Origin of the sequence: Paenibacillus sp. FSL W7-1088, from assembly GCF_037969855.1 — a bacterium.
Classification (GTDB): Bacteria; Bacillota; Bacilli; order Paenibacillales; family Paenibacillaceae; genus Paenibacillus.
This window is the reverse complement of the sequence record NZ_CP150216.1, coordinates 2,084,562-2,108,752: the sequence shown is the minus strand read 5'-3', so window position 1 is coordinate 2,108,752 and position 24,191 is coordinate 2,084,562. Positions and strand designations below refer to the sequence as shown.

Genomic DNA, 24,191 nt, shown 5'->3' with positions numbered 1-24,191 from the left:
CATGTTTTTTAGTAGAATTTTAATGCAAAATCCTATACGTATAATCAGGTCTTGATAGCCCCTGTTAATACCCCTTTGGCAAAGTGTTTTTGCAGCATTGGGAAGAAACACATAATTGGTACCATGGTGACAAATACTGCCGCCATCTTCATACCCATGGAGAAATTGCTCGCTTGGGCAGCATCCACACTGGACGCATTGGATGCGTTCGTCTGGGATGTGACGATAATGTTTCTGAGTACATTCTGGAGCGGTAACTGATCCGCTTTTCGAAGGAATATCATCGCATCGTACCAACTGTTCCAGTAAGCCACGCCGTAGAACAGCGTGATTGTAGCCATAATTGGTGTAGCCAGCGGAAGAACAACAGAGAACAGAATTCTCCACTCTCCTGCACCATCCAGTCTCGCCGATTCCATCAGCGATTCAGGCAGTGTGTAGAAGTAGTTCATCATCAGAATCATATTAAATGCACTGAAACTTCCCGCCAGGATAACGGACCACAGCGTACCCGTAAGGTGAAGTGATTTCATGATCAGGTACAGCGGTACGATACCACCATTAAAGATCATGGTGAACAGTACTAGGAAAAAGAGAAATTTCTTGAACGGAAATTTATTGCGACTAAGGCCATATGCCATGCTAGTTGTCAGGAACAAGCTGAGTGGCAAGCCGATGACTAGCAAAATAATTGTATTTTTGTACCCCGACAGAATCGTTCCGTCAGCGAACAACGCCTTATAGGAATCGAATGTCCATTCTTTAGGGAACATCAAAAATGGATTGTCAGCATATTCTTTTTGTGTTGCGAACGAGATCATGATGACATTCCAGAACGGAATCAAAATCATCAGGGCAAGCACAAGTAATATGGCGAAAATAATGTAATCGAGAAAAGTCATTTTTTCTGTACCAATTCTCGGTTTTTTGTTAGCTTTCTTGCTCATTTCATTTCTCCTCCTCTCTTATCGGAACAAACCGTCTCCGCCAAGCCACTTGGCAAATCTGTCTGCGAGAAGCAGCAAGACCATATTCACGAGGGAACGGAACAAGCTGACCGCTGTCGAGAATGAGAAGTCCGTTGAAGACTGGAACGTAATCCGATAGATATATACATCCAATACTTCCGATACATTTTTCGTTGCGGCATTTGCCAAGTTGAAGATCTGGTCGAAACCGGAAGACATCAATCCACCAACCGACAGAATGAACATGACGGTGATTGTTGGAAGAATGTTTGGCAATGTAATCTTGAACATCTGCTGCATACGGGAAGCGCCGTCAATCTGCGCCGATTCATACTGATCCTGATCGATACCGGAAATGGCAGCCAGGAAGATAATCGCACCCCATCCACTGGATTTCCAAATATCCGTCAACAGCAACATCGGTACAAAGTTAGACTCGGAACCCAGGAAGTTAATGGTTGGCAATCCAAGCAAACCAAGTGCGCTGTTTACCAGTCCGTCATAAGCCAGGACGTTGATGACTACCCCGGATACGATGATCCATGAAAGGAAGTGCGGGAACGTAAGAACCGTCTGGAACCACTTTTTCCCTCTGCGCATCCGCAACTCATTCAGCAACAGGGCCAGAATGATTGGGAACGGGAACTGAATAATCAGTTTTAGAATGTTGATGTACAGCGTCCGCCATACGGCGTCAATAAAGGTTGGATCCCGGAAAACGTATTTGAAATTCTCAAATCCGCTCCATGGGCTTCCCCAAATCCCCAAGTTCGCCTTGTAGTCTTTAAACGCAAGAGACAGGCCACCCATCGGCATGTAGGCAAACAGGATCAGCCAGACGAGCCCTGGAATAAGCAGGGTGTACGTCATTCTGTGCTTCCAGATTTCACTCCAGAGCGAATTGCCTTTCAAGTTTCCCTTCAGCTTTTTGCTAGGTCCTTCGGCTGCAGGTTTCAAATTGCATCTCCTCACTCTACTTTGGTCTTGTCGTTATACAGAAAATCAAACATGGTTCGCAGGTGTTGCTCCCAGAATCTCCATTCATGGGTACCCGGTGTCTCCACATACTGAAACTCAAAGTCCGTTTCCTGCATGTATTCCGCGAATTTGCGATTCATCTCCACAAACGGATCGATGTCACCACAACAGCTCAGAATATCCGGTAAATTTCCACCCTGCTTCAACAGCTTTGCAGACAGTGCGTACAGGTCCTGATCGGGTTTTACCTGTAACCGTTCTCCAAAAACCGCTTTCATTTCCTTGATCATACCTGATGGCATCTCCGGATCATGAAGCCGGGTCTGAATATCAGTTACACCTGATAAGGACACCACCTTGCGGTACCTCTCGGGATATGTCAGTGCACATTTCAATGCACCGTACCCGCCCATGGATAGACCGGCGACGTAAGTCTGGGCCGGGTCTGTATTCAGATTGAGCTGACGCCTACAGAATTCAGGCAGCTCCTGAGTGATGTAATGGAAGTAATTCAGGCCGTATTCCATATCGGTGTAATAGCTTCGGTTCGCTTCCGGCATAATGATGGTACAGCCATATTGTTGCGCGTACATTTCAATTGTAGTCAAACGTTGCCATGTACTTGCATTATCACCTGCACCATGCAGCAAATATAGCGTACCGCCTGAAGTGTCTCCGGAGTCACTGGACACTACATGTATGCTTGTATTCATGCATAACGTAGGCGATCCGGTTTCGATCGTTATATGCGCCATATGTAACCCCTTTCATCGTCGGCTGCTGTCTGTAAACTTCTGTTTCTCTGCCTTTTTGTTGCAACTTCCAGTGATTCCCCCGTATTTCGCTTGGTTATCGAAACGATTTTCTCGAATCGTTTCAAAACATAGCCAACGTTGATTTACTTGGACTTGATTACAACACTTTTTACGTGGAAGCGATTTCTTCGAATCGTTTCGAATAAATCATAATCCCGAAGTACAAACCCTGTCAATAACCTTTTTACAAATTTCGCGCTTTTTTCTCAAAAAACTAATTTTTCGTGATAAAATTTGCGTCAAAAGGCACTTTTAATGTAAAAAAATATCCTGTAAGTAACCGTTTGCACATCTTCATTGACATTGAACCAAGTTTGTACTAACATAAGTTCTAATTTTTGATCCGGATTGCGGAAACGTTTCACCAAAAACAAATTTCTTTTATTTATCTTCTTTTTAGAAAGGATGTTAAGATGTCGAGTATTATTAATTCTTTTGTTCAACATATAGATGAGCAGCAGTTAAACGTTCATTCTGTTCGGGTATTGCAGAAAGGCGTTACAATCGGAGCTTGGGATCGCACCAGCGATGTGCGCCGCTTGCAGCATTCTGTCAGCAAATCGTTTACCTGCATGGCGGTTGGATTGGCTTTGGATGAAGGTACACTTACACTTGAATCCAGACTCGGTGATTATTTCACATCACCAACCCCTGCTTCCCATTTAACGGCTTTCCCTCCTGCGGACCTCACCCTGTATGATTTGCTGCGGATGTCCTCGGGGCATGACGTACCCGTGTTATGGGCAGAAGAGCGAGCCACCCTGCCTGAGAAAGATTGGGCCAAATATTATATGTCTCTTCCATTGGACAGAGTTCCTGGTGAAACGTTTACATACAGCAGTGCAGATACGTTTATGATCTCCGCCATGTTTCAGGCTGCCTCTGGTCAAACAGTGAAGGACTATCTGATTCCGCGGCTATTCGAGCCACTGGGCATTTTGAATGTAGAGTGGGAAACTTCTCCCTTGGGCATTACATTGGGCTGTGCGGGCCTGCAGCTGACCAACGAGGAATTAGGCAGATTCGGTCAACTATTGCTTCAGGAGGGCAGCTGGAACGGCAAGCAGCTCATTCCTGCGGAATGGATCCGATTGGCGACAACACAACAGATCCCTACGCCGGGAGACGGCGACTGGGGACAAGGTTATGGATATCAATTCTGGAGATGTTCCCATAACGCTTACCGTGCTGATGGCGCCAATGGTCAACTATGCGTTGTCCTGCCGGAGCTGAAGTCCGTCGTTGCCATCAATAGTGATGAACAAAATATGCAAGCCATTCTTGACCATGTATGGTCGGATATACTGCCTATTCTGGAGGAGAACATTTGAATATACGAGCAGCCATCCAAGCAGATTATGCGGAGTTGAGAAACATTTATCTCGAGTCACGACGTGCCCGATTCCACTGGGCTAAGCCGGAGGAACTGTCCCTGCAGGATTTTGACGCAGATACCGTGGATGAGCATATCATCGTGGCTGAAAATGAAGATGGACAGCTTCTCGGCTTCGCTTCGCTGTACCTTCCCGACAACTTTATCCATCTACTGTTTATCCATCCCGGTTTTATCGGCGGGGGTACAGGCTCACGCTTACTTGATGCGTCAATTTCACTCATGCAGCAGCCTGTTCGATTGAAATGTGTATCTGATAATCATAAAGCCATTGGCTTTTACGAACGACAGGGTTGGAAAAAAGTGATTGAAGAAGGTGCAGCCGGGGCGAAATATTGGGTGATGGAGTACGACACTAATAGCTGATCGCATTCGTTTGATCCCGGTAAACTAGAAGTGGACATGGTTTTTCCACAAAAAAAAGTATCATGACCTTCAGAGGCCATGATACTTTTTATTTTACCCGTGCTGTGGAAGCTGGGTCATTTCATCTAAACATTGTGCGCATATGTAACGCTCTTTGAACTCATTGACTTCTTCCATCGATCCACAAAAAATACATTTTGGACGGTATCTCTCCAGAATGATATGGTCCCCTTGTACTAAGATCTCTACAGGATCTCCCTCATTCATTTGATACCTTTTACGCAAAGATTTAGGCAATACGATCCTACCCAATTGGTCAACTTTGCGAACGACTCCAGCTGGCTTCATAGCTACGGCACACCTCTCCTATCTTACTCTAAATTTCTAGGTACATTTGTACTATGTTTATTAATTCGCCAACATTTTGTCGAATCCTGCTGGAAATAAACATTTTTTGTCCTTTTTTTTGAAAAATGTTTTTTTAGCGAATTCTACCGTCACTTATAAGCGAATTGGATTAATCCAGACCCGGGAAATTAAGTTGACGCAATGCCTCATACACAATGATTGCTGCTGAGTTTGACAAGTTCAATGATCTGACATCACCTGACATTGGCATTTTCATACAAGTATCGGGATTGGCCGCAATTAATTCTGGAGGAAGACCTTTTGTCTCCTTACCGAATACCAGAAAATCTCCATCCTGAAACTTAAAATCACTATAACGGTTTTTCGCCTTCGTTGTTGCGTAGAAAAAACGACCTTCCGGATACTGTTCCTGAACCTCGGCAAACGAATCATGATATTCAATATGAACGGCATGCCAGTAATCCAGACCCGCGCGTTTCAGCGTGGCATCATCCGTACGGAATCCGAGTGGACGCACGAGATGCAAATGCGTACCGGTAGCCGCGCATGTACGAGAAATATTGCCCGTATTTGCCGGAATCTCCGGTTCAACCAGAACGATATGTAAAGCCATATGTGTTCAATCTCCTTTTCAATTCATATTAACGACAATTCTCTAATCTTAAAGAAAAGCCCTCCACACGTCAATGTGGAAGGCTCTGGTAAAGCACAAGTGTGAATGCTTGAATTCACAACTCACTGCCAGGTTGTTTATCCATTTGTCTTCTGGAAGTGGCTCATGAAGTCCGTAAGTGCTTTAACACTTTCATATGGAGCAGCATTGTAAATAGACGCACGCAGGCCGCCAACACTCCGATGCCCTTTCAGACCAACAAACCCTTCTTGCTCTGAAGCCTTGATAAACTGTTTCTCCAGCTCCTCGTTAGCCAGGCGGAAGGTCACATTCATCAGGGAACGATCTGCCGGATCTACACAACCACGGTAGAAGTCTCCGGAAGAATCGATCGCATTATAGAGCAAATCTGCTTTCTTCACATTCTTCTGTTCAATTCCAGCCAATCCGCCTTGTTCCTCGATCCACTTCAGAACCTCATTCACCATGTATACAGAGAAGGACGGTGGTGTATTATAGAGAGAATTGTTATCCACATGTGTACTATAACGAAGCATGGTCGGAATCGTTTTAGGAGATTCACTCACCAGCTCTTCGCGAGCAATAACAACCGTAATCCCTGATGGGCCCAGGTTCTTCTGTGCACCTGCATAGATCATGCCGAATTGATTAAGATCAAACGGTTTGCAGAAGATGTCACTCGACATGTCGGCAATAAGTGGTACTGAACCGGTATCCGGGAATGACTTGAATTGTGTGCCCTCAATTGTTTCGTTAGACGTCAAATGAACATAAGCTGTACGGTCCGTGAAGCTAAGATTCGACACATCCGGCAATTTCATATATTTATCCGCTTCGGAAGATGCAGCGACCTGTGTCTCCCCAATCAGTTTCGCCTCAGACAGTGCCTTCTTGGCCCAGCTGCCTGTCATGACGTAACTGGCTGTCTGCCCTTCCCCGAGCAGGTTCATCGGCAGCATGGCGAACTGAGTGCTTGCTCCGCCCTGCAGGAAGAGGACTTTGTATCCTTTAGGATTGCCTAGCAGAGACAACAAACGCTCCTGAGCTTCATTATGTACAGATTCATACACCACTCCACGGTGAGACATCTCCATAATCGACATACCCGTGTTCCGAAAATCAACAAATTCTGCCTGAGCACGCTCCAAAACCTCAAGTGGCAACGCCGCAGGTCCTGCATTAAAATTATACGCTCTCTTTGTCACAAAATCCCCCGCCCTTTCTATCCGTAGCTGACATATGAAGTGAATATTATCGCTATGATATCAGTATTCCTTATCTGCTTCAAGGGCAATAAGCACCGAAGCAGCGAATCAGGGTTATCAAATTCCTTTATCACCCTGCAAAGTTAATGCACTACATCGTTCAATTCAAGGAAAAGCCTCCGAGAGCGAGTCCCGGAGGCTTTACATTGGGAACAGTTTCTGTTCCGACTGGATTAGCAGTCGAAGTAGAGGCTGTACTCATGCGGATGAATGCGGATTGCTACTGCTTTCGCTTCGTCACGTTTGAGGTTGATATAGTTTTCGATGAATTCTTTTGTGAAGACGCCGCCTTCAGTCAAGAATTCGTTGTCCGCTGCCAGAGCGTCAAGCGCTTCTTCCAGGGAAGCTGGCACGCTGCGGATATTTTCTTTGTCTGCGTCAGACAAATCATAGATGTTTTTGTCGAGCGGACCATATCCAAGCTCAGTTGGGTTGATTTTGCGTTTGATACCATCCAGACCCGCCATCAGCATTGCAGCGAATGCCAAGTAAGGGTTAGCTGTGGAGTCCGGTGTACGGAACTCGATACGACAACCTTTTGGTGTCACAGCCGCAACCGGAATACGTACTGCTGCCGAACGGTTACCTTTGGAGTAAACCAGGTTAACCGGTGCTTCATAACCAGGTACGAGACGTTTGAATGAGTTCGTACTAGGGTTAGTCAAAGCAATCAAAGCTGGTGCGTGATACAAAATTCCTCCGATGTAGTGCAGAGCCATTTCGCTCAGGTTTGCATATCCCGCTTTGTCATAGAACAATGGGGAATCGCCATCGAAGATGGATTGGTGAACGTGCATTCCGCTACCATTGTCACCAAACAGTGGTTTTGGCATGAATGTTGCTACTTTACCATATTGACGTGCAGTGTTATGCACGATGTATTTGTATACAAGCAGGTTATCTGCTGTTTTCTTCAACGTATCAAAACGGAAGTTGATTTCGGCTTGACCTGCTGTCGCCACTTCGTGGTGGTGACGCTCGATCGAGAGACCCGCCTCTTCCAAAATGCGACACATTTCACTACGAATATCTTGTTGTGTATCCACTGGAGCTACAGGAACATATCCGCCTTTCGTGCGAACTTTGAAGCCCAGGTTACCGCCATCTTCCTTACGGTTGGTGTTCCAAGAAGCTTCTTCGGAATCTACGAAATAGGAAGAGCTGTTCGTGCCGCTCTCATAACGTACATCGTCGAAGATGAAGAACTCGGATTCAGGTGCGAAGAATGCTGCTGTACCTACTCCGCTTTCTTTCAGGAACTCTTCCGCTTTGACCGCGATACCACGTGGATCACGCTCATAACGCTCGCCATCCGGAGTGAAGATATCACACATAACATTCAAAGTAGGGTGCGCTGTGAACGGATCGACAAAAGTCGCTTCAGGATCTGGAATCATAACCATATCGGACTCTTCAATTCCGCGGAAACCTTGAATAGAAGAACCATCAAAGGCTACTCCATTTACAAAAGTGTCTGCGTCAACTGCCGAAGCTGGTAACGAGATGTGGTGCGCACGACCGGATAAATCTACAAAACGAAAATCTACCCACTCGATGTTGTTCTCTTGAATTGATTTCAATACGTTTTCAACCGACATGTATTCGTCCTCCCAAATATTCCGAACATTAAACAACCCCGCTAAGAAAATGTCCATATTCGAATTTTTTTCTGTCGTCATTATAAAATCTCAAATGTGACATCGTCAATACTTATGTAAGGTATTTTTTGCGACTATGTAAGCTATGCTCACATTTTATAAACCTATTGATTTCATATAACAACGAAAATAATATATATTTAACTGGTTTAATGCGGTAAAGCAAGGGTATATTTACCCTAAATTATGGAAATAACATTACATCATAAATGTTTCTTATCACCTATGATTAATAAATGCGTTCAAAGCTCCAAATAACACAAAAACCGGACATTTTGTCCTAGCCCCATTCTCATTGACGGAGCCAGGGCAAATGCCCGGGTGAACTATATTACCTATACTATGAAGATCAGTTATACGCCAACTCGTGCTGGAAAGAACTCCGCCGGTTGTTTGGCTGTGTTGAATGTTTTACCGACGATTGGTGCCAATTTCTCCAGATCCTGAAGCAGGTTGGCAAATTGGTCAGGGAACAATGACTGCACGCCGTCACCCGTCATGGAGTTATCCGGGTCCGTATGCATTTCGATAATTAGGCCGTTAGCACCAGCAGCAACAGAAGCCTTCGTCATCGGTTCAACCAGTTCACGGCGACCTGTACCATGACTAGGATCCGAAATGACTGGCAGATGACTGAGAGACTGCAGGACAGGAATAGCCGACAGGTCGAGCGTATTTCGTGTGTAGGACTCGAATGTACGAATACCACGCTCACACAGCATCACGTTCGGGTTGCCACCCGCAAGAATGTATTCCGCCGCATTCAACAGCTCATCATAAGTTGCACTGAAACCACGTTTCAGCAATACTGGTTTGCCACACTCACCCAATTTGCGCAGCAAATCGAAGTTCTGCATGTTACGTGTACCGACTTGCAGAATGTCTGCGTACTCGGCACAGATATCCACATATTCAGGTGTCATGACTTCTGTAATGGTCAACAAGTCATGTTTCTTGCCGGCTTCTGCCATCATGATCAGACCTTCAACACCTGTTCCCTGGAAGCTGTATGGACCTGTACGTGGCTTAAATGCACCACCGCGCAACACCTGTCCACCAGCAGCCTTAACCAGTCCGGCAATCTCATCAATCTGTGCAGCAGATTCAACCGCACAAGGTCCGCCCATAACGACGAGTTCTTTGCCTCCAATATCTACTCCTTTGATGGAGATCACGGTATCTTGAGGATGGAAGTCACGGCTTGCCAATTTGTAGGATTTCGAAATCTTGACGACATTCTCTACACCTTTCATTTGACGGAGATGCTCAGCCATTTTCGGCTCTACCTTGCCAATCAAACCAATGATGGTGCGGTCCTCTCCACGCGAGATATGGACCTGAAGACCTTCCTTTTCAATTGTAGCGACGATATCCTGAATATGTTCCTCCGGAGTAGCTTTACCTGCAATAACGATCATTATAAATCCCATCCTTCCTTGTATAAGAGCGCCTTATGGGCGTCTGATTTAATCCTCAAAACTCTTCTGCGCTTAAACGCTTGTTCGCTTTTAAGCTTTTATCCACTAAAGTAAATATAACATATTCCCCCTTTTCAGTCAAGCCAACTCTTAACCCCTTCAAAAAAAAGAATCCTGCAGTCAGTCACCGGATTTCGGCTCTGTACTGCAAGATTCTGATAATGATGTTCGTTTACGTCGTACGAGTCTTTTCCCTTACAGGTGGTAACAGCTTGCTCATATTCACCGTACGCTTGATTTCCCATGTTTCCGGCTTGTCATGTTCATACTGCTCCAGATACAGGATGACTTCCTTCGTGATCGGTGTTGGCGTAGAAGCACCTGAAGTCACCGCCACCTTATTCACACCTTTCAGCCATTCCTGCTGAATCTCAGCCACATCTGATACCCGATATGCCGTTACACCCGCAATTTCCTCCGATACTTGTGCAAGTCGGTTGGAGTTATTACTGCGAGGATCACCGACAACGATGACCAAATCCGCCTGCCCTGCCTGTTCTGCAACAGCTTCCTGACGAACTTGGGTAGCCAAGCATATCTCATTATGAATCTCAGCGCCTGGATACTTCTCCAGAAGGCGGCTCATAATGTGTTTAATGTCCCATTGACTCATCGTTGTCTGATTTGTGATAAGGATTTTGCCGGGAGGTACGTTCAGTCCGTCAATCTCCTCTTCCTTCTCGATCAGATGAACATGATTGGGTGCAACACCAACCGCACCTTCAGGCTCTGGATGGTTCTTTTTCCCGATATAGATAATGTCATATCCTTCAGCCGTCTTCTCCCGAATAAGGTCATGGGTTTTGGTTACATCCGGACAAGTTGCATCCACGGTAGTCAAACCTTTTTCACGTGCCATCTTGCGCACTTCCGGAGATACACCATGTGCCGTAAAGATCACTGTTCCACTCTCTACCTGGCTCAAAATATCAACCCGGTTCGGTCCGTCCAGTGTAATAATGCCCTCATCTTCAAAAGAGTCCGTCACATGTTGGTTATGCACAATCATACCCAATATATAAATAGGCCGTGGTAGGTCCAGATTTCGTGCCGCCTGGCGCGCGAGCACCATCGCATCCACAACTCCGTAACAATATCCCCGCGGCGAAATTCGCAGTACTTCCACTTGGTTGCCACCCGCTTTCTTTCTCGGCAAAGATAGCCGATGTAATTGCAGTCCTGTCTATTATAACCTTATTCGATAGGCGGAGCAAAGACAACCGGCAACCAAATGATAAAGGTCGTTCCTTCTCCACGTCTGGTTACAACCTCGACAGACCCTTGGTGTTCCTCAATGATCCACTTGGCGATCGACAGTCCCAGACCTATACCTGGTGTGGCCCCGCGGGACTCATCCGCCCGATAGAACCGGTCAAAGATAAACGGAACTTTATCCCGATCCATTCCGATCCCCGTATCACTGATGCGCAGTCCTACCTGCCCTTTATAAAGGATCGCATCAAGCGTAACCGAACCATTCGGAGTGTACTTGAAGGCATTCTCGATAAAAATAAACAGCATCTGCTGCAAATAGTCCTTGCTGCCGTTCACATATATGCCATTCAGAATCGTTAGATCTCCTGGACGCCAGTCTGCCTCATGATCAAGGAATTGTGATCTGCGAGCCACTTCCTGCACCAGAATCTGCAACGGAATCGGATTCAGTTCGATTTTCTGTCCTGTATCCGCTCTCGCCAATGACAGCATGTCACTGATCAGCCTGCTCATCCGTTTACCTTCATCCGCCATATCCTCTATCGCTTCAAGCGACATTTGTTTCACCGTTTCTTCATCCAGATTCGGTCTGTCCGTGCTCTCCTGATCCCAAAGCTTCTTGAGGAAATCGACATTTCCACGAATGGTGGTCAGCGGGGTTCGCAGCTCATGTGAGGCATCAGATACAAACCTGCGCTGGGCCACATTCGTCTCTTCCAACCCTCGGAAGGACAACTCTGTGCGCTCAAGCATGTTATTCACGGTTTCGATCAGACGTCCAATCTCATCCTTCGGCCCGCTATATTGAATCCGCACACTCAGGTCATCCCCGGATTGAATCTGATTGGCGGCATCAATCACATTCACAAGTGGACGCATCGACTTGCGTGCCAAAATCAGACCCGATGTAATGGCGAGTGCCATCGCCACAAGCCAGCCAAACACGAGAATATTGCGCAAAGCCTCCAGCAATCTTTCCTGAGAGCTAACATTGGTTCCAACTTGAAGAAGTCCCCTTATTTCATTGGTCCCCTGCAGAGATAATGGCTGCTGATTGACAAGAAAAGGTGTCCCATTCACATAGATTTTGGATATCCCACGCTCTTTCAGAATCTCATTGGTTTTCACAACAGGAAATTTAATTTGAAACTTCTTCATATTTTCAGAGATTTTGAACGTTCCGCTCTGATAATCCACGAGTTGAATATAGATTTGGGCTTCCCGAAGCTGACTCTCTGTAAAAGAGTCAATATCAAGCGATTGGGAGAGCGGGTTCACACCGATTTGATTTGTAATCCATTCAATTTTGTCCTTCAACTGCTGCTCGACTTCCTGATATGAATTAAAATAAACAAAAGCGTAGATCACAACTCCCCAAAAAATGAGCACGGCTGCCAAGATGCCTGAATACCACGCGGTTAATCTTAACCGAATGGACATGTCAGGAGTCACCTCTCAAAATATAGCCGGCTCCCCGGATGGTCTGGATCAAACGTTTGCCGCCGTATTCTTCGGTTTTTTGTCTGAGCATGGCAATATACACTTCGAGCACATTGGACTCACCACTGTAATCATAACCCCAGATTTTATCCATAATCAGATCACGGGACAGCACACGTTTCGGATTTTGCATGAACAGATTCAGCAATTCGAACTCCTTGGCAGTCAGTTCCAGACGCTGACCGTCACGCAACACCTCACGAGAATCATTATCCAGAATAATATCCTCATACATAAGTCGATTATCAGGCGTGTCTGCTATATCCGCTTTACGACGCAATAAGGCACGGACACGAGCCAAAAGTTCTTCAAGTGCAAACGGCTTCACGAGATAATCATCTGCACCTGTATCCAACCCGATTACCCGGCTCTGTACTTCATCTTTGGCAGTGAGCATCAGTACGGGAACCTTGCTCCCCGCTTCTCTGAGTCTGCGGCATACTTCAAACCCGTCTATTTGTGGCATCATGACATCAAGAACCACGATATCAGGCTCTTTATCCATTAGCTTATTGAGGCCCTCCGCCCCATTCGAAGCTGTCTGTACATCATATCCTTCAAAAGCAAGTCCCCGCCGAAGCATGGACACGATTTTTTCATCATCATCGACAATCAGAATAGTTGAGCGCATGGTCTTTCTCCTTTATCCCTTAACGTTTTAATCTTATTGTAACAGCCAAAAGTGCAATCTGCATCTTCTCCAAACACCTTGTTGCTTTTCATGTCCAACTTGATGGATTACAAGCATATATAGTGCAAAAAAAACGGAAGGGCCCTCAAACCCTTCCGCTCTTCTAAACCTTATTCTATAACTCATAATTCGGCATTATGGTTGTTGCTGCTGTTGTTCAGTCGTTTGTGTGGTATCATAATCGTTTTTGTTGCCGATTTTGATTTTCAGATCCATTTTTTTGCCATCCCGAACAACATTCAGAGTCACTTCACTGCCGATTTTCTGTTTCTTGATGAAATCAATCAAATCCTGACTTGTACTGTATGCTGTGCCATTGGCCCCTGTGATGATGTCATAAGCACGCAGGTCTGCTTGGTAAGCAGGGGATTGATAGATCGTGCTGGCTACAACTGAACCTTCAGTGATATCCGTTCCCATCTGTTTAGCCACTTCAGGTGTAAGGGCCATCAGAGATGCACCAATGAACGGTACGGGCTCTTTTGGAACTTCTTTGTTTTCTTTCAGATATTTAACCGCATCCGAGATTACACTCGAAGGAATGGCAAACCCAATGCCCTGTGCATCCGCGCTAACCGCAACGTTCATACCAATGACTTCACCATTGAGGTTAAGCAACGGTCCACCGGAGTTACCAGGATTGATGGAAGCATCCGTTTGTAACAAGTGGCTGTACTCACGAGTTTTGCCTGTTTCTTCGTCCGGAATGCTGATCGTACGTTCTTTCGCACTCAACACACCTGCAGTAACTGTGTGTTCAAATCCTTCCGGGTTACCAATAGCTACAAGCCATTCACCCACTTGTGTGCTGTTGGAATCGCCCAGTGGAGCGACAGGGAAAGCATCATCGCCGCTGTTTTTCTCGATTTTCAATACGGCAAGGTCAAGGTCGAAGCTGCTTCCCAGCAATTTCGCTTCATAAGGCTTGCTGTTGTTCTCCAGCGTTACCTGAATCACATCTGCACCCTGAACCACGTGTTGGTTCGTCAGGATGTAGCCTTCTTTGTCAAAAATAAATCCGGAGCCAATGCCAAGCGGAACCAACTGATTGCTGCTTTGTTGCTGTTGCTGCTGATTTTGGCCTTGGTAGCTATCTGTTCCGCCATTGCTTCCACCGAAGAAGTATTGGTACAATGGATCGCTCATCGTAGAACCACCCTGGCTGCTGCTGCGTGTAGACTGCTTGGCAAGTGTTTCGATTTTGACGACAGCGGGACTTGTACTCGTTACTACTGAGGATACATCCTCTTTGCCCGTTGGCAGTAATGACGCTGTCACGTTATTGCTGCTGCCTGAGTTGGTAGGAGTAGATGACTGACTGGAGCTTTCATTTTCTGCACTTGTCAGCGCTTCCTGTGGTGTAAACATGTTTGTTCTGTCCGCTGTGTACATCAGCACTGTAATGACCAGCATCCCGGCGATGAAAGAGAACAGGAGCGATCTTACGGAAGAACGTGGCCGACGGTTATTATAATTCCAGTTGCCATTGTTCTTGCCGCCGTTCCCCTGATCCCCTCCGTTGCCGCCTGAACCATTGCCGCCGCCCCCTCTGGAGGACGTATTGGCTTGATCAGATGATTCGTTGCTGTAATTATTGTAATAAGTAGGTACGGGCTTCACGGGGTCAGGTCTTGTAATCTCTACATTTCCTTCTTCACGTTGATTATGTTCCCCATTATAACTTGCTGTATCTTCCTGATTCACGGACTGAAAAGGTCCATAAGAATAATAATAGGAGGAATCGTCCGTCCCGGATGAATTGCGATTCTCCGCTTGTTTCGTTTCATTTTCCTCGTCTTGACGGTTCGCTCTGTAATTACGTTCGTCCATGCCTCTCTACCTCCCAATCTCTTCTTCGCAAGAGATATTCTTTAACTGTCCTTATTTTGTACTTTAAACCTTAACCGTACCTTAAAAACAATTAAAAAGGAGATAAAAGCACGCTGTTATAGAACATTTTTCCCGCCAAATCTGCATTCTAACCCTTATTCTTCACCCAGCCCTGACGATGAGCGTAGATTGCCAGCTGTGTCCGATCGTCCATTTCACATTTCATCAGCAGGTTGCTCACATGCGTTTTGACGGTTTTGATACTAATATGTAGTTCTTCCCCGATGTCCTTATTGGTCTTGCCCTCTGCAATCAGCAAAAGCACTTCCTTTTCCCGTTCCGTCAGTCCGGATTCGTTCTCTCTTGCTGTGCGCTGTCTGATGCCACGGGTCAATGCCTGGGAAACGTCACCTGTCATTACAGGCATACCTCGGTATGCTCCTTGCAGAGCATAAATCAACTCTTCAGCAGATACCGTCTTCAGCACATAACTAACCGCACCGGCTTCAATCGCTTGAACCACAAGGTCATCCTCCAGAAAACTGGTCAGCATCACAATTTTCATGCCCGGAAATTCGGCCATGATCGCTTGTGTCGCTTCCGCACCATTCATCACCGGCATCATCAGGTCCATTAGAATCAGGTCAGGAAGTTCACTTTCTCCCAGCTTACGCAGCTGGTTCAATGCATCCTGTCCGTTTCCGGCTTCCCCCATCACATGAAATGTAGGCTCCAGCATTAGATATGTTTTTAACCCCATCCGCACCATATCATGATCATCCACGATCATTACATTCACTTTTTCGCTCATTCCGTTTCCCCCTCTGGTTCTTTCGGGAATTTCGGGATGAATACCCGCACCGTCGTCCCCGCTCCCGGCTTCGATATAATCTGAACCTGACCTCCAAGCTTCTCTGCCCGTTCACGCATTGTTGATAATCCGTATGAACCAGGCCGTTCCGCTTGCTGTAAAAAACCTTGACCATCATCGCTAATGCTCATGCTGATCTGATGTTCACTCTCTCGTATGGACAGGCTGACCAGTCCTGCTTCCGCATGTTTGACCACATTAGCGACCGCTTCCTGAATAACAAGAAACAGCTGGTGCTCAATGGCATCGGAAATTCCGCCATCCAGTTCCAGCTCTTTCACTCCTTTTAAACCATTCTGCCTGCAATAATCCGGGAACCAGCTATCCAGCGCTTCGGCAAGGTCCCTTCCCTCCAACTCCACAGGGCGAAGCTGAGCGATAAGCCCGCGCATCTGCCGCTGTGCGATATGCGACATCTGAATAAGTTGATCCAGGACTTTGCCGCCATGCTCGGGATTCATCTCCAGCAGACGTGGTAAGGAGGAAGCGGACATATGCATGGCGAAAAGCTGTTGGCTGACCGTATCATGCAGATCTCTTGCCATCCGTTTGCGCTCTTCAATCACAGCGCGTTCAGATGCCTGTTCCTTTTCAATGACTTCCTGCTCACCGAGCCGCTGAAGCAATCTCATTTTTTTCTCAATCGAATCCATCATGACATTGAATTCCTGATATACCCGTCCGAAGGAGGCATCATCTGCCTCAGGCATACGAACGGCAAGATTGCCCTTGGACACTTTCAGCATGTTGAGATCCAGAAGATCAATCTTGCGTTGAAGCCTCAGGGCGGCAATATATCCCGTGATTATGGTAGCCAGGAGAACAACTGCAACATAGGTCCACGCACGCTGACGCCCTGTTCCCATCAGCACTTCCCCGTATAGCAAGTAAAACCCGCCCAAAGTAATGAGTCCGGTCAGCGCAAAATACATCATCAGTTCCCACTTATTTGCTTTGAGAATCGTTCGAATCATGCGTTAACCCACCTTGTTCACTTTGACATCTCCAATAAACACACTAACAACAATCCGTACTTTTTTTCCTGCTTCGCGATAATGCGCCGTTTCAGCCTGAGCGCTGCTTAGGAATCCACCCCGTTTTTGATTTAACAGCGACATGTCCCCAATAAACGAGTTCGTCGTCACGGTCACACCCAGATCCATATCTTCCGGTACAAATACCTTCACATCCCCGATAAAAGAGGAAATGTTAATCTTCGTCTCACCGTAAGGTATCTGTGCCTTCGTCAAATCAATCACCGTATCGCCAATAAATGCAGAAATGTTCATCGGTTTGAGGGAAAACACTTCCTGTCCCATATACATATCACCGATAAATGCCGATTTGTTAATCGTATTCCCGTGGTCATCATAATAATTCGAATCATCATCATAGTGGTCATCATCATCAAATGTTTCATATGCCTTTTTATTTGAACCGTAACCTTTATGCTTGTGATGATGATGTTGATGTTTATGATGGTGTTGATGTCCGTGTGATTTATCGTCCTCCTTATCTGTATAAAAAGAGCCATGCGAATCATTTTTTTGTTCCTGTTTCGGTTTGCCAAATGTTTTCTCGAACTGTTCGTCAAACGAAGATGGCATTTCCAGGTCCTCAGGGGACAATGGCTTATAAGGTGGCTCCGGCGGTGGAGGCGGTTGCACTTGGTCATGATGTTTCCGGTCACGACGACGAGGTCCGATCAGAACGAACAATCCCCCACCAATCAGCATCACTGGAATTAAGTAGCGAATGAACTCACCCATGGAGTAATCGATCCATCCCAGATTGCGTGCCAAGAAGTAACCACCAATCGCCAGTACAATGGCAGGCCCAATCAATGCATGACTCCCGTTGCGCCGAATTTCGGTTATACCTTTGACACCCCACCAAATCAAAAATAACGGCCAATATGTTCTGAACATGTATCCGATATCTATGTCATAGCCCAATTGCCTGAACAATATTATTGCGCCAATCGCAATAAGAGGAATGCCAACCCACCAGCGGTCCCGCGTAGATCGTTTCATCGCTCATGTCTCCTTTATCTGAATTCTGTATCCAGTGTACATCAGACAAGGGTTGGTTAACAGCGGCGGCAGATGGAATTGATCTCGGTCTCCAGACGGAGGTGGAAGGGTATTTATGTAAAATATTAAAAACACCCTGGAGAAAAATTCTCCAAGGTGTCTGTGCATTGATTTACTTTTGTGTTTTGCCTGTGTTCTCAGTACCGAACTCAGCATTGTATTTTTCATCAGGTGTTTGGAAGTTATCCTTCACTTTGTTTTGGTGCGATTGTTTCACTTTGCTTGCTACATTCTCTTCTCCAAACTCAGCATTGTACTTCTCGTTTGGCGTTTGTGAACCTTGAGATTTCTTAGCCACGACGATCACCTCTCTCTTCATATTTACATTGCATGTCTGCAACGCGGGGTTCGTCCCCAGAGAGTATTATGTGAAGAGTGCGCGTGTGTTATTCATGTATTAGAATTCATCATTAAACAGCCTTGTCCAGCCATGAATCCGGTACGGATTTGTACACATCGATGGCTTCCGATAACTCTTCCAGCATTTTTTCAGTGCATTTTCCAGCACCTTGTTTGATCACCTGTACTTCGACGTCCTTTTTGCCCCATTCTTTATACACTTGCTTTGTTGTAGGGAAATAAAGATCAATTTTATTGCCCTTGATCGCCGAGCCTGTGTCAGCAACGATGCCATAACCATAGCCGGGAATATATAAAATGGAGCCCAGTGGAAACAGCTTCGGATCAGCTGCAATCGTTGAGACCGTTTCTTTATCGCGGCGTACCTTTACACCTGAATACGTAATTCCGTATTGAGGATGTTTTGGACCTTTTCCGGTTGATTCCACACCTGCAGTGTACCCGGTAGCCGTTACCTTGTGCGTATCCAATACCTGTTCTGTACGCGGAGCGAGCACCGGCATGGATGGGTCCACTCCGATCTGCTTCTCCGGAATTTCCGGTCGCGGAATGACAATAGGCTGTGGAGACCATAAAAACCCCATATAGACCAAAGTTGTGATTTGAGCCTGATCGCTGTATTCATATACTGCCGTTTCTGAATGTATGCCTTCAAGCTCTCCTGAGATTTCGCTGTGCCGATTCTCCACATACCTGACTTCATTTTCCTCTTCAAAGATATAGGCTTCTGCCTGATTCCAGCCCAAGACTACTCCGGTGAGCACTACACAGCAAGAGATGATGAACCTTATGTTTTTCTTCTGAATTAAGAATTGCTTTTTCATTATAGAACCTCCCCCTTACTGCAAAGGTTTTCCAAAATGAAAAATTTCTATACTTTTCTCCGTTAAGGCTTCTAAACCGGATGTACAGAAAACCTGAAAACAACAAAAAAAAACCGTCTGAACCATTGGATTTACTCCAATATGATTCAAACGGTTTTCTATTATAGAGCCCACAATTCAGGATTACACCAGTCTTGTTGCAATCTCTTCTTTGAGTTGGGCTACAATTTCGCCCACAGGTTTCATGCCGAGATCGCCTTCTCCACGTTTCCGCACAGATACACCCTCTGCATTACGTTCATTTTCACCAACGACGAACATGTAAGGCATTTTCTCAAGCTGTGCCTCACGGATTTTATAACCTAGCTTCTCGTTACGCAGATCCGCTTCAGCAGAGATGCCTGCACGTTTCAGCTTCGCTTCCACTTCACGTGCATAGTCGTCGAAGTTGCCGGATACCGGGATAACCTTCGCCTGTACTGGGGACAACCACAGTGGCAGAGCCCCTGCAAAGTTCTCCAGCAAGAATGCTGTGAAACGCTCCATCGTACTGATTACACCGCGGTGGATAACGACCGGACGATGTTTCTGCCCATCATCTCCCACATATTCGAGCTCAAACCGCTCTGGCAAGAGGAAGTCCAATTGAACGGTAGACAATGTCTCTTCTTTGCCCAGTGCTGTCTTGATCTGAACATCCAGTTTTGGACCGTAGAATGCCGCTTCGCCTTCTGCTTCATAGAATGGAAGGTTGAGTTCTTCCACAACTTCACGCAGCATGCGTTGGGACATTTCCCACATCTCGTCATTCTGGAAGTATTTCTCGGTATCCTGAGGATCGCGATAGGACAGACGGAAACGATATTCGTGAATACCGAAATCCTTATACACCGTTTGAATCAACTCAATAACACGTGCAAATTCTTCCTTGATTTGATCCGGGCGTGCGAATATGTGTGAGTCGTTCAGCGTCATCGCACGTACACGGTGCAGACCTGTCAACGCACCCGACATTTCGTAACGATGCATCATGCCAAGCTCGGCAATCCGGATTGGCAGATCACGGTAACTGTGCATGCTGGACTTGTACACCATCATGTGGTGAGGACAGTTCATTGGACGAAGAACGAGTTCTTCATTGTCCATAACCATTTTAGGGAACATGTCTTCCTGATAGTGCTCCCAGTGACCGGATGTTTTGTACAATTCAACATTACCCAGCACCGGAGTGTACACATGCTGATAGCCGAGGCTCTCTTCCAGATCCACGATATAACGCTCCAACGTCCGGCGCAGCTTGGCACCATTAGGCAACCAGATTGGCAGACCTTGTCCAACCAGTTGGGAGAATGTGAAGATTTCGAGTTCCTTACCCAATTTACGGTGATCCCGTTTACGTGCTTCTTCCAGGAAGTGCAAATGCTCATCAAGCTGTGCTTTTTTCACAAACGCCGTACCGTAAATACGTTGCAGCATTTTGTTTTTGCTATCTCCGCGCCAGTAAGCACCGGCAACATTCATGAGTTTGAATACTTTGATTTTGCTGGTGGATGGTACGTGGGGTCCACGACACAAATCGAAGAATTCACCTTGCTCATAAATCGTGATAACACTGTCTTCCGGTAAGTCACGAATCAATTCGAGCTTGTAAGGATCGCCCACTTCTTCGAAGATTTTGATGGCTTCCTCGCGGCTAACTTCCTTACGCACAATTGGCAAATTCTCATTCACAATACGTTCCATTTCCTTCTCGATCTTCTGAAGATCTTCCGGATTGAGCGGTTGTTCCAGATCCATATCATAGTAGAAACCATCTTCAATGACAGGGCCAACACCGAGGTGTACCTCTTTGTTTCCATATAAACGCTTCACAGCTTGAGCGAGCAAGTGAGCTGTACTGTGACGCATCACTTCCAGACCTTCTGGTGAATCCAGTGTTACGATCTCCACCAACGCTCCCTCATGAAGTGTTGTGGACAAGTCCACTACGATTCCATCCAGTTTGCCCGCTACGGCATTTTTGCGAAGTCCGCTGCTAATCGAAGCGGCCACATCTTCAATGCTGCTTCCGTCGGCATACTCACGAACCGAACCATCAGGTAGTTTAATGTTAACTGCCATTTGTCTCATTCCTCCTGTAAATTCAACCTCTGTCCATGCATGATCATGGATGGATAATCTATTGCTGTTCCTGCGATTTTTGCAAAGGAACGCAAAAAACACCCGTCCCGGCAAAGGGACGAGTGTTGTATACTCTCGTGGTTCCACCCTAATTCAGCTGCTCATCCATATTGGAAGTACAGCCCTCATTGGCATGACGGTAACGGGCATGACCCGGCATATCCTTACTCATGGATGACTACCTGTATATATAGAGGTGATCTTTATATCCATTTTCAAAACTGCAGCTCCAAAGGGGTAAACCAAACGTGGCATCCGGAGGAAATTTCAGCCTGGTTCCCTCTCTCTGCACCGACCGTACGTGTGGTTCTTGTCTTTGTCAACGCTTTTGCTTATTGTTCCATAACAACTCAAATAAATCATGGATCAACAGTTATTATAATTGCCAAGATCACTTGCGTCAAGACCTGTCAACAACCCGGAGCGCAGCACTTCACACTCGGGGCAATGATGGCATAATTGCACCTTGTCCTCAAAGATCTGACGGATTGTAGAGATAATTGGCAGATCTGGCGTGCGCGTATGCAGCATGACTTTTTCAGGCGAGATGGAGATCAGTGTACTCACAATCATATCTTCGATATCCATTTCCAATTCAAGTCCTGGCATCTCCACAACGACCTGTTCATCCTTTTGAACGGGCAGCACATTAAGCGCAGCATCCAATACCTGAAATTCATGCAATCCTTTGTGTATCAAATGCACAAGAGGTACTTTCGCCTCCTGAAAAAACACAAAATACTTGAGCAGCCCCATAAACTCTTCATATTGACGATCCATCCAGAATTCATCCAGCGCATATTCTACCAACTCATGAAGTTCCTGTTTATACTGCCGAATCCGGAAATTAAGAATACCTTCAAGGTGAAAAAAATGAACTTCCTCCAAATCCTGCTTCAATCCATTGGCCAAAGTGGTACGGCGACGCTCGCGCAGTCCTGGCTGATCCAAGTCCCCATTGAATAACAAAGGCATGCATATCCGGTTTACCTTCTCCACCTCATGTTCATCCATGACTGAGCAGGCCTTGGAGATCATCTCTTCCACCATAATACGTTCACGTGTATCCATGATGTAATCTGCAAGTCCCGTGGCCAGCAAATCACTGATCTGAGGCAGCCACTGCTGGAAGTCAGCGTGATTCTCATTGCCTCTGCATACCCAGGCCGCTCTTCCGTCATTATGTTTGAAGGTGAGCCGAAATCCTCTTTTGCTTATATGTAAACCTTTGGTTTTTTCCTTCACACAACGATAAAATTGATCCGCTTCCTCCTGCCCTGATACATCGGTCCATACGGCGAACAGTTCCATAAGAATCACTCCTTTCCTTCCTGTTCAAAGTATATGGCAAGGCCGATAGGGATATACGAAGCGGATTGATGGAAAGCGTGTCATGATTTCTCAGTATATTATCAATCCGTTTGGAGTTAAGACAAAAATGTGTTATTATTTTTATAACAGTATGTTTCACGGAAAAGGGGGAAGCCAAAATGAGACAACAACCAAGAATACTCCGTTACGCCTTTATTATCATTTTGTGCGTATTCCAAGCGTTGTCCTTCCCTATTCCGATGCAGTCGGAATCCGCTGTCGAGGTAACCGTTGAGACAACTTCCAACAAGGAAGTGCTTGTCCACACATTGGAGTCTCAGCAGAAACCTGCCATTCGCAAATACCCACAAGTCATGTCGAAGTTGATTGCGGTCACGCATAACAAACCTGTCTTTCTTGTGCTCGCTTTGTTGCTAATGCTGCGAATTCCTACACCGCGTCTACCCTTTAAACCGTTGATTTGTCTGTTTAAACGCAGATTATTTCTGCTACCTATCAAATTCACCAGTATGTATGTATCTCCCACCCCTATAGCACCAAATTACGTGAACGCTCTTAACTAGCCGTTACACCGTATTTTAGGTTGCTTTGCATGGAGACACCTCTGTCTGAAAGACGGTGTGCTTGTGCATAACTTATAACCCTATTAGCAAATGTTAGATATCGATCAGCCTCATTGGCAACACCTATTTGTTAACGTCTATTTTGTTATCCCCATTTTCATTAAAAATTCACAACACAAGGCTGTGTGTCAGGAGTCCCTGGCTCTGTTTACCCGCATCATTTAATGTTCCTACAAGCAGCAGATCATTCTATTTTCGGGAAATAAGCCTGTCTTCTGTGGCCAGCCCTCAATTTAAGGAGGCTACTATCCATGGATGTACGCGAAACAGATTTGCCGGGAATCGGCAAGAAATTTCAGATTGAAACGAGCAGTGGAGATAAAATTATTGTCATTATTCACGATGACGGTCGCCGTGAAATGTACCATTTTGAGTACGATGATCCAGACCAAAGCATCTCCATGATTACGCTGGATGACTATGAAGCAAGACAGATTGCTGCCATCGTTGGTGGTTTAACCTATAAGCCAAAGCAGCTTGAAAATATTGAAGTAACGTTTGACGATCTGATTATCGAATGGTACAAAATCGAGCCATCCTACGGATGTATCGGTAAATCTATTGGTGAACTGGACGTACGTCAAAACTCAGGGGCAACGGTTATTGCCGTTGTAGAGAAGAATCACAAAAAACATATCAGCCCCGGTCCGGAGGTCGTGATTAGTGCAGAGTCCACGGTAGTAGCCGTTGGCGAACGCAATCAGCAGAAGCTATTCAAATCCCTCCTCCTGACCGGAAGGGGGTGAG

General features: G+C 46.0%; 24 protein-coding genes. 5 read left to right on the top strand and 19 right to left on the bottom strand.

Annotated elements, in window-relative coordinates:
• Window positions 1–44 precede the first annotated feature (44 nt).
• From MKY42_RS09780 to MKY42_RS09770, 3 genes are read right to left on the bottom strand one after another with little or no spacing between them, the layout of a single operon-like run.
• A complete protein-coding gene (locus tag MKY42_RS09780; RefSeq protein WP_090895244.1) occupies window positions 45–947 on the bottom strand; it encodes a carbohydrate ABC transporter permease in 903 nt (300 codons plus the stop codon).
• 18 nt (window positions 948–965) lie between these two features.
• A complete protein-coding gene (locus MKY42_RS09775; protein ID WP_063564249.1) occupies window positions 966–1,925 on the bottom strand; it encodes an ABC transporter permease subunit in 960 nt (319 codons plus the stop codon).
• 11 nt (window positions 1,926–1,936) lie between these two features.
• A complete protein-coding gene (locus MKY42_RS09770; RefSeq protein WP_090895242.1) occupies window positions 1,937–2,701 on the bottom strand; it encodes an alpha/beta hydrolase family protein in 765 nt (254 codons plus the stop codon).
• 473 nt (window positions 2,702–3,174) lie between these two features.
• On the opposite strand from MKY42_RS09770, the gene MKY42_RS09765 reads away from it, so the two are divergent.
• Both MKY42_RS09765 and MKY42_RS09760 read left to right on the top strand, forming a co-directional pair.
• Window positions 3,175–4,092 carry a serine hydrolase gene (locus tag MKY42_RS09765; protein ID WP_090895240.1) on the top strand — a complete coding sequence of 306 codons (918 nt, stop codon included), beginning with the start codon at window positions 3,175–3,177 and terminating at the stop codon, window positions 4,090–4,092.
• A complete protein-coding gene (locus MKY42_RS09760; protein WP_177185658.1) occupies window positions 4,089–4,520 on the top strand; it encodes a GNAT family N-acetyltransferase in 432 nt (143 codons plus the stop codon). The genes MKY42_RS09765 and MKY42_RS09760 overlap by 4 nt, the downstream gene beginning before the upstream one ends.
• Before the next feature lie 93 nt (window positions 4,521–4,613).
• Here the strand turns inward: MKY42_RS09760 and MKY42_RS09755 are convergent, their stop codons facing one another.
• The 15 genes from MKY42_RS09755 to thrS form a co-directional block, all read right to left on the bottom strand.
• Window positions 4,614–4,868, bottom strand: a complete 255-nt coding sequence (locus MKY42_RS09755) for an AbrB/MazE/SpoVT family DNA-binding domain-containing protein (RefSeq protein WP_024629045.1) — start codon at window positions 4,866–4,868, stop codon at window positions 4,614–4,616.
• Between the two features lie 169 nt (window positions 4,869–5,037).
• Entirely contained in the window at window positions 5,038–5,502 is a 465-nt protein-coding gene (trmL, locus tag MKY42_RS09750) for a tRNA (uridine(34)/cytosine(34)/5-carboxymethylaminomethyluridine(34)-2'-O)-methyltransferase TrmL (protein ID WP_090895234.1), read from the bottom strand.
• Window positions 5,503–5,639: 137 nt separating this feature from the next.
• Complete coding sequence (serC, locus tag MKY42_RS09745) at window positions 5,640–6,728, bottom strand: 3-phosphoserine/phosphohydroxythreonine transaminase (RefSeq protein WP_339850666.1); 1,089 nt, start codon at window positions 6,726–6,728, stop codon at window positions 5,640–5,642.
• A gap of 233 nt (window positions 6,729–6,961) precedes the next feature.
• Complete coding sequence (gene glnA, locus MKY42_RS09740; RefSeq protein ID WP_063564243.1) at window positions 6,962–8,386, bottom strand: type I glutamate--ammonia ligase; 1,425 nt, start codon at window positions 8,384–8,386, stop codon at window positions 6,962–6,964.
• Between the two features lie 413 nt (window positions 8,387–8,799).
• Complete coding sequence (gene aroF / locus MKY42_RS09735) at window positions 8,800–9,864, bottom strand: 3-deoxy-7-phosphoheptulonate synthase (RefSeq protein ID WP_063564242.1); 1,065 nt, start codon at window positions 9,862–9,864, stop codon at window positions 8,800–8,802.
• Between the two features lie 232 nt (window positions 9,865–10,096).
• The gene (locus tag MKY42_RS09730; protein WP_339850661.1) at window positions 10,097–11,050 is read right to left on the bottom strand and encodes a 4-hydroxy-3-methylbut-2-enyl diphosphate reductase; all 954 of its coding nucleotides are present in this window, start codon (window positions 11,048–11,050) and stop codon (window positions 10,097–10,099) included.
• A 68-nt stretch (window positions 11,051–11,118) separates the two neighbouring features.
• A complete protein-coding gene (locus MKY42_RS09725; protein ID WP_339850659.1) occupies window positions 11,119–12,579 on the bottom strand; it encodes a HAMP domain-containing sensor histidine kinase in 1,461 nt (486 codons plus the stop codon).
• 1 nt (window position 12,580) lies between these two features.
• Entirely contained in the window at window positions 12,581–13,270 is a 690-nt protein-coding gene (locus MKY42_RS09720; protein WP_090895224.1) for a response regulator transcription factor, read from the bottom strand.
• A 195-nt stretch (window positions 13,271–13,465) separates the two neighbouring features.
• The gene (locus MKY42_RS09715; RefSeq protein WP_090895222.1) at window positions 13,466–15,160 is read right to left on the bottom strand and encodes a trypsin-like peptidase domain-containing protein; all 1,695 of its coding nucleotides are present in this window, start codon (window positions 15,158–15,160) and stop codon (window positions 13,466–13,468) included.
• 148 nt (window positions 15,161–15,308) lie between these two features.
• On the bottom strand, window positions 15,309–15,971 hold the full coding sequence (locus MKY42_RS09710; protein WP_090895219.1) for a response regulator transcription factor: 663 nt from the start codon (window positions 15,969–15,971) through the stop codon (window positions 15,309–15,311).
• Window positions 15,968–17,005, bottom strand: coding sequence for a sensor histidine kinase (locus MKY42_RS09705; protein WP_177185656.1), 1,038 nt, complete (start codon window positions 17,003–17,005; stop codon window positions 15,968–15,970). Before MKY42_RS09705 ends, MKY42_RS09710 begins: the two co-directional genes overlap by 4 nt.
• A 3-nt stretch (window positions 17,006–17,008) precedes the next feature.
• Entirely contained in the window at window positions 17,009–18,064 is a 1,056-nt protein-coding gene (gene liaF / locus MKY42_RS09700) for a cell wall-active antibiotics response protein LiaF (protein ID WP_339850656.1), read from the bottom strand.
• Window positions 18,065–18,236: 172 nt separating this feature from the next.
• The gene (locus MKY42_RS09695; RefSeq protein WP_090902048.1) at window positions 18,237–18,422 is read right to left on the bottom strand and encodes a hypothetical protein; all 186 of its coding nucleotides are present in this window, start codon (window positions 18,420–18,422) and stop codon (window positions 18,237–18,239) included.
• 112 nt (window positions 18,423–18,534) lie between these two features.
• Window positions 18,535–19,308, bottom strand: a complete 774-nt coding sequence (locus tag MKY42_RS09690; RefSeq protein WP_305729124.1) for a 3D domain-containing protein — start codon at window positions 19,306–19,308, stop codon at window positions 18,535–18,537.
• 183 nt (window positions 19,309–19,491) lie between these two features.
• The gene (gene thrS / locus MKY42_RS09685; protein WP_090895214.1) at window positions 19,492–21,429 is read right to left on the bottom strand and encodes a threonine--tRNA ligase; all 1,938 of its coding nucleotides are present in this window, start codon (window positions 21,427–21,429) and stop codon (window positions 19,492–19,494) included.
• Between the two features lie 79 nt (window positions 21,430–21,508).
• Between thrS and MKY42_RS09680 the strand changes: the two genes are divergently transcribed.
• Window positions 21,509–21,667, top strand: coding sequence for a hypothetical protein (locus MKY42_RS09680; RefSeq protein WP_339850652.1), 159 nt, complete (start codon window positions 21,509–21,511; stop codon window positions 21,665–21,667).
• A gap of 188 nt (window positions 21,668–21,855) precedes the next feature.
• Here MKY42_RS09680 and MKY42_RS09675 read toward each other — a convergent pair whose 3' ends face one another.
• Window positions 21,856–22,800: a putative sporulation protein YtxC gene (locus tag MKY42_RS09675; protein ID WP_090895212.1), complete on the bottom strand. Its 945-nt coding sequence runs from the start codon at window positions 22,798–22,800 to the stop codon at window positions 21,856–21,858.
• Window positions 22,801–22,979: 179 nt separating this feature from the next.
• Between MKY42_RS09675 and MKY42_RS09670 the strand changes: the two genes are divergently transcribed.
• Together MKY42_RS09670 and MKY42_RS09665 are read left to right on the top strand one after the other, a co-directional pair.
• Window positions 22,980–23,384, top strand: a complete 405-nt coding sequence (locus MKY42_RS09670; RefSeq protein WP_090895210.1) for a hypothetical protein — start codon at window positions 22,980–22,982, stop codon at window positions 23,382–23,384.
• Window positions 23,385–23,695: 311 nt separating this feature from the next.
• Complete coding sequence (locus tag MKY42_RS09665) at window positions 23,696–24,190, top strand: cation:proton antiporter regulatory subunit (RefSeq protein WP_053780467.1); 495 nt, start codon at window positions 23,696–23,698, stop codon at window positions 24,188–24,190.
• Window position 24,191 lies beyond the last annotated feature (1 nt).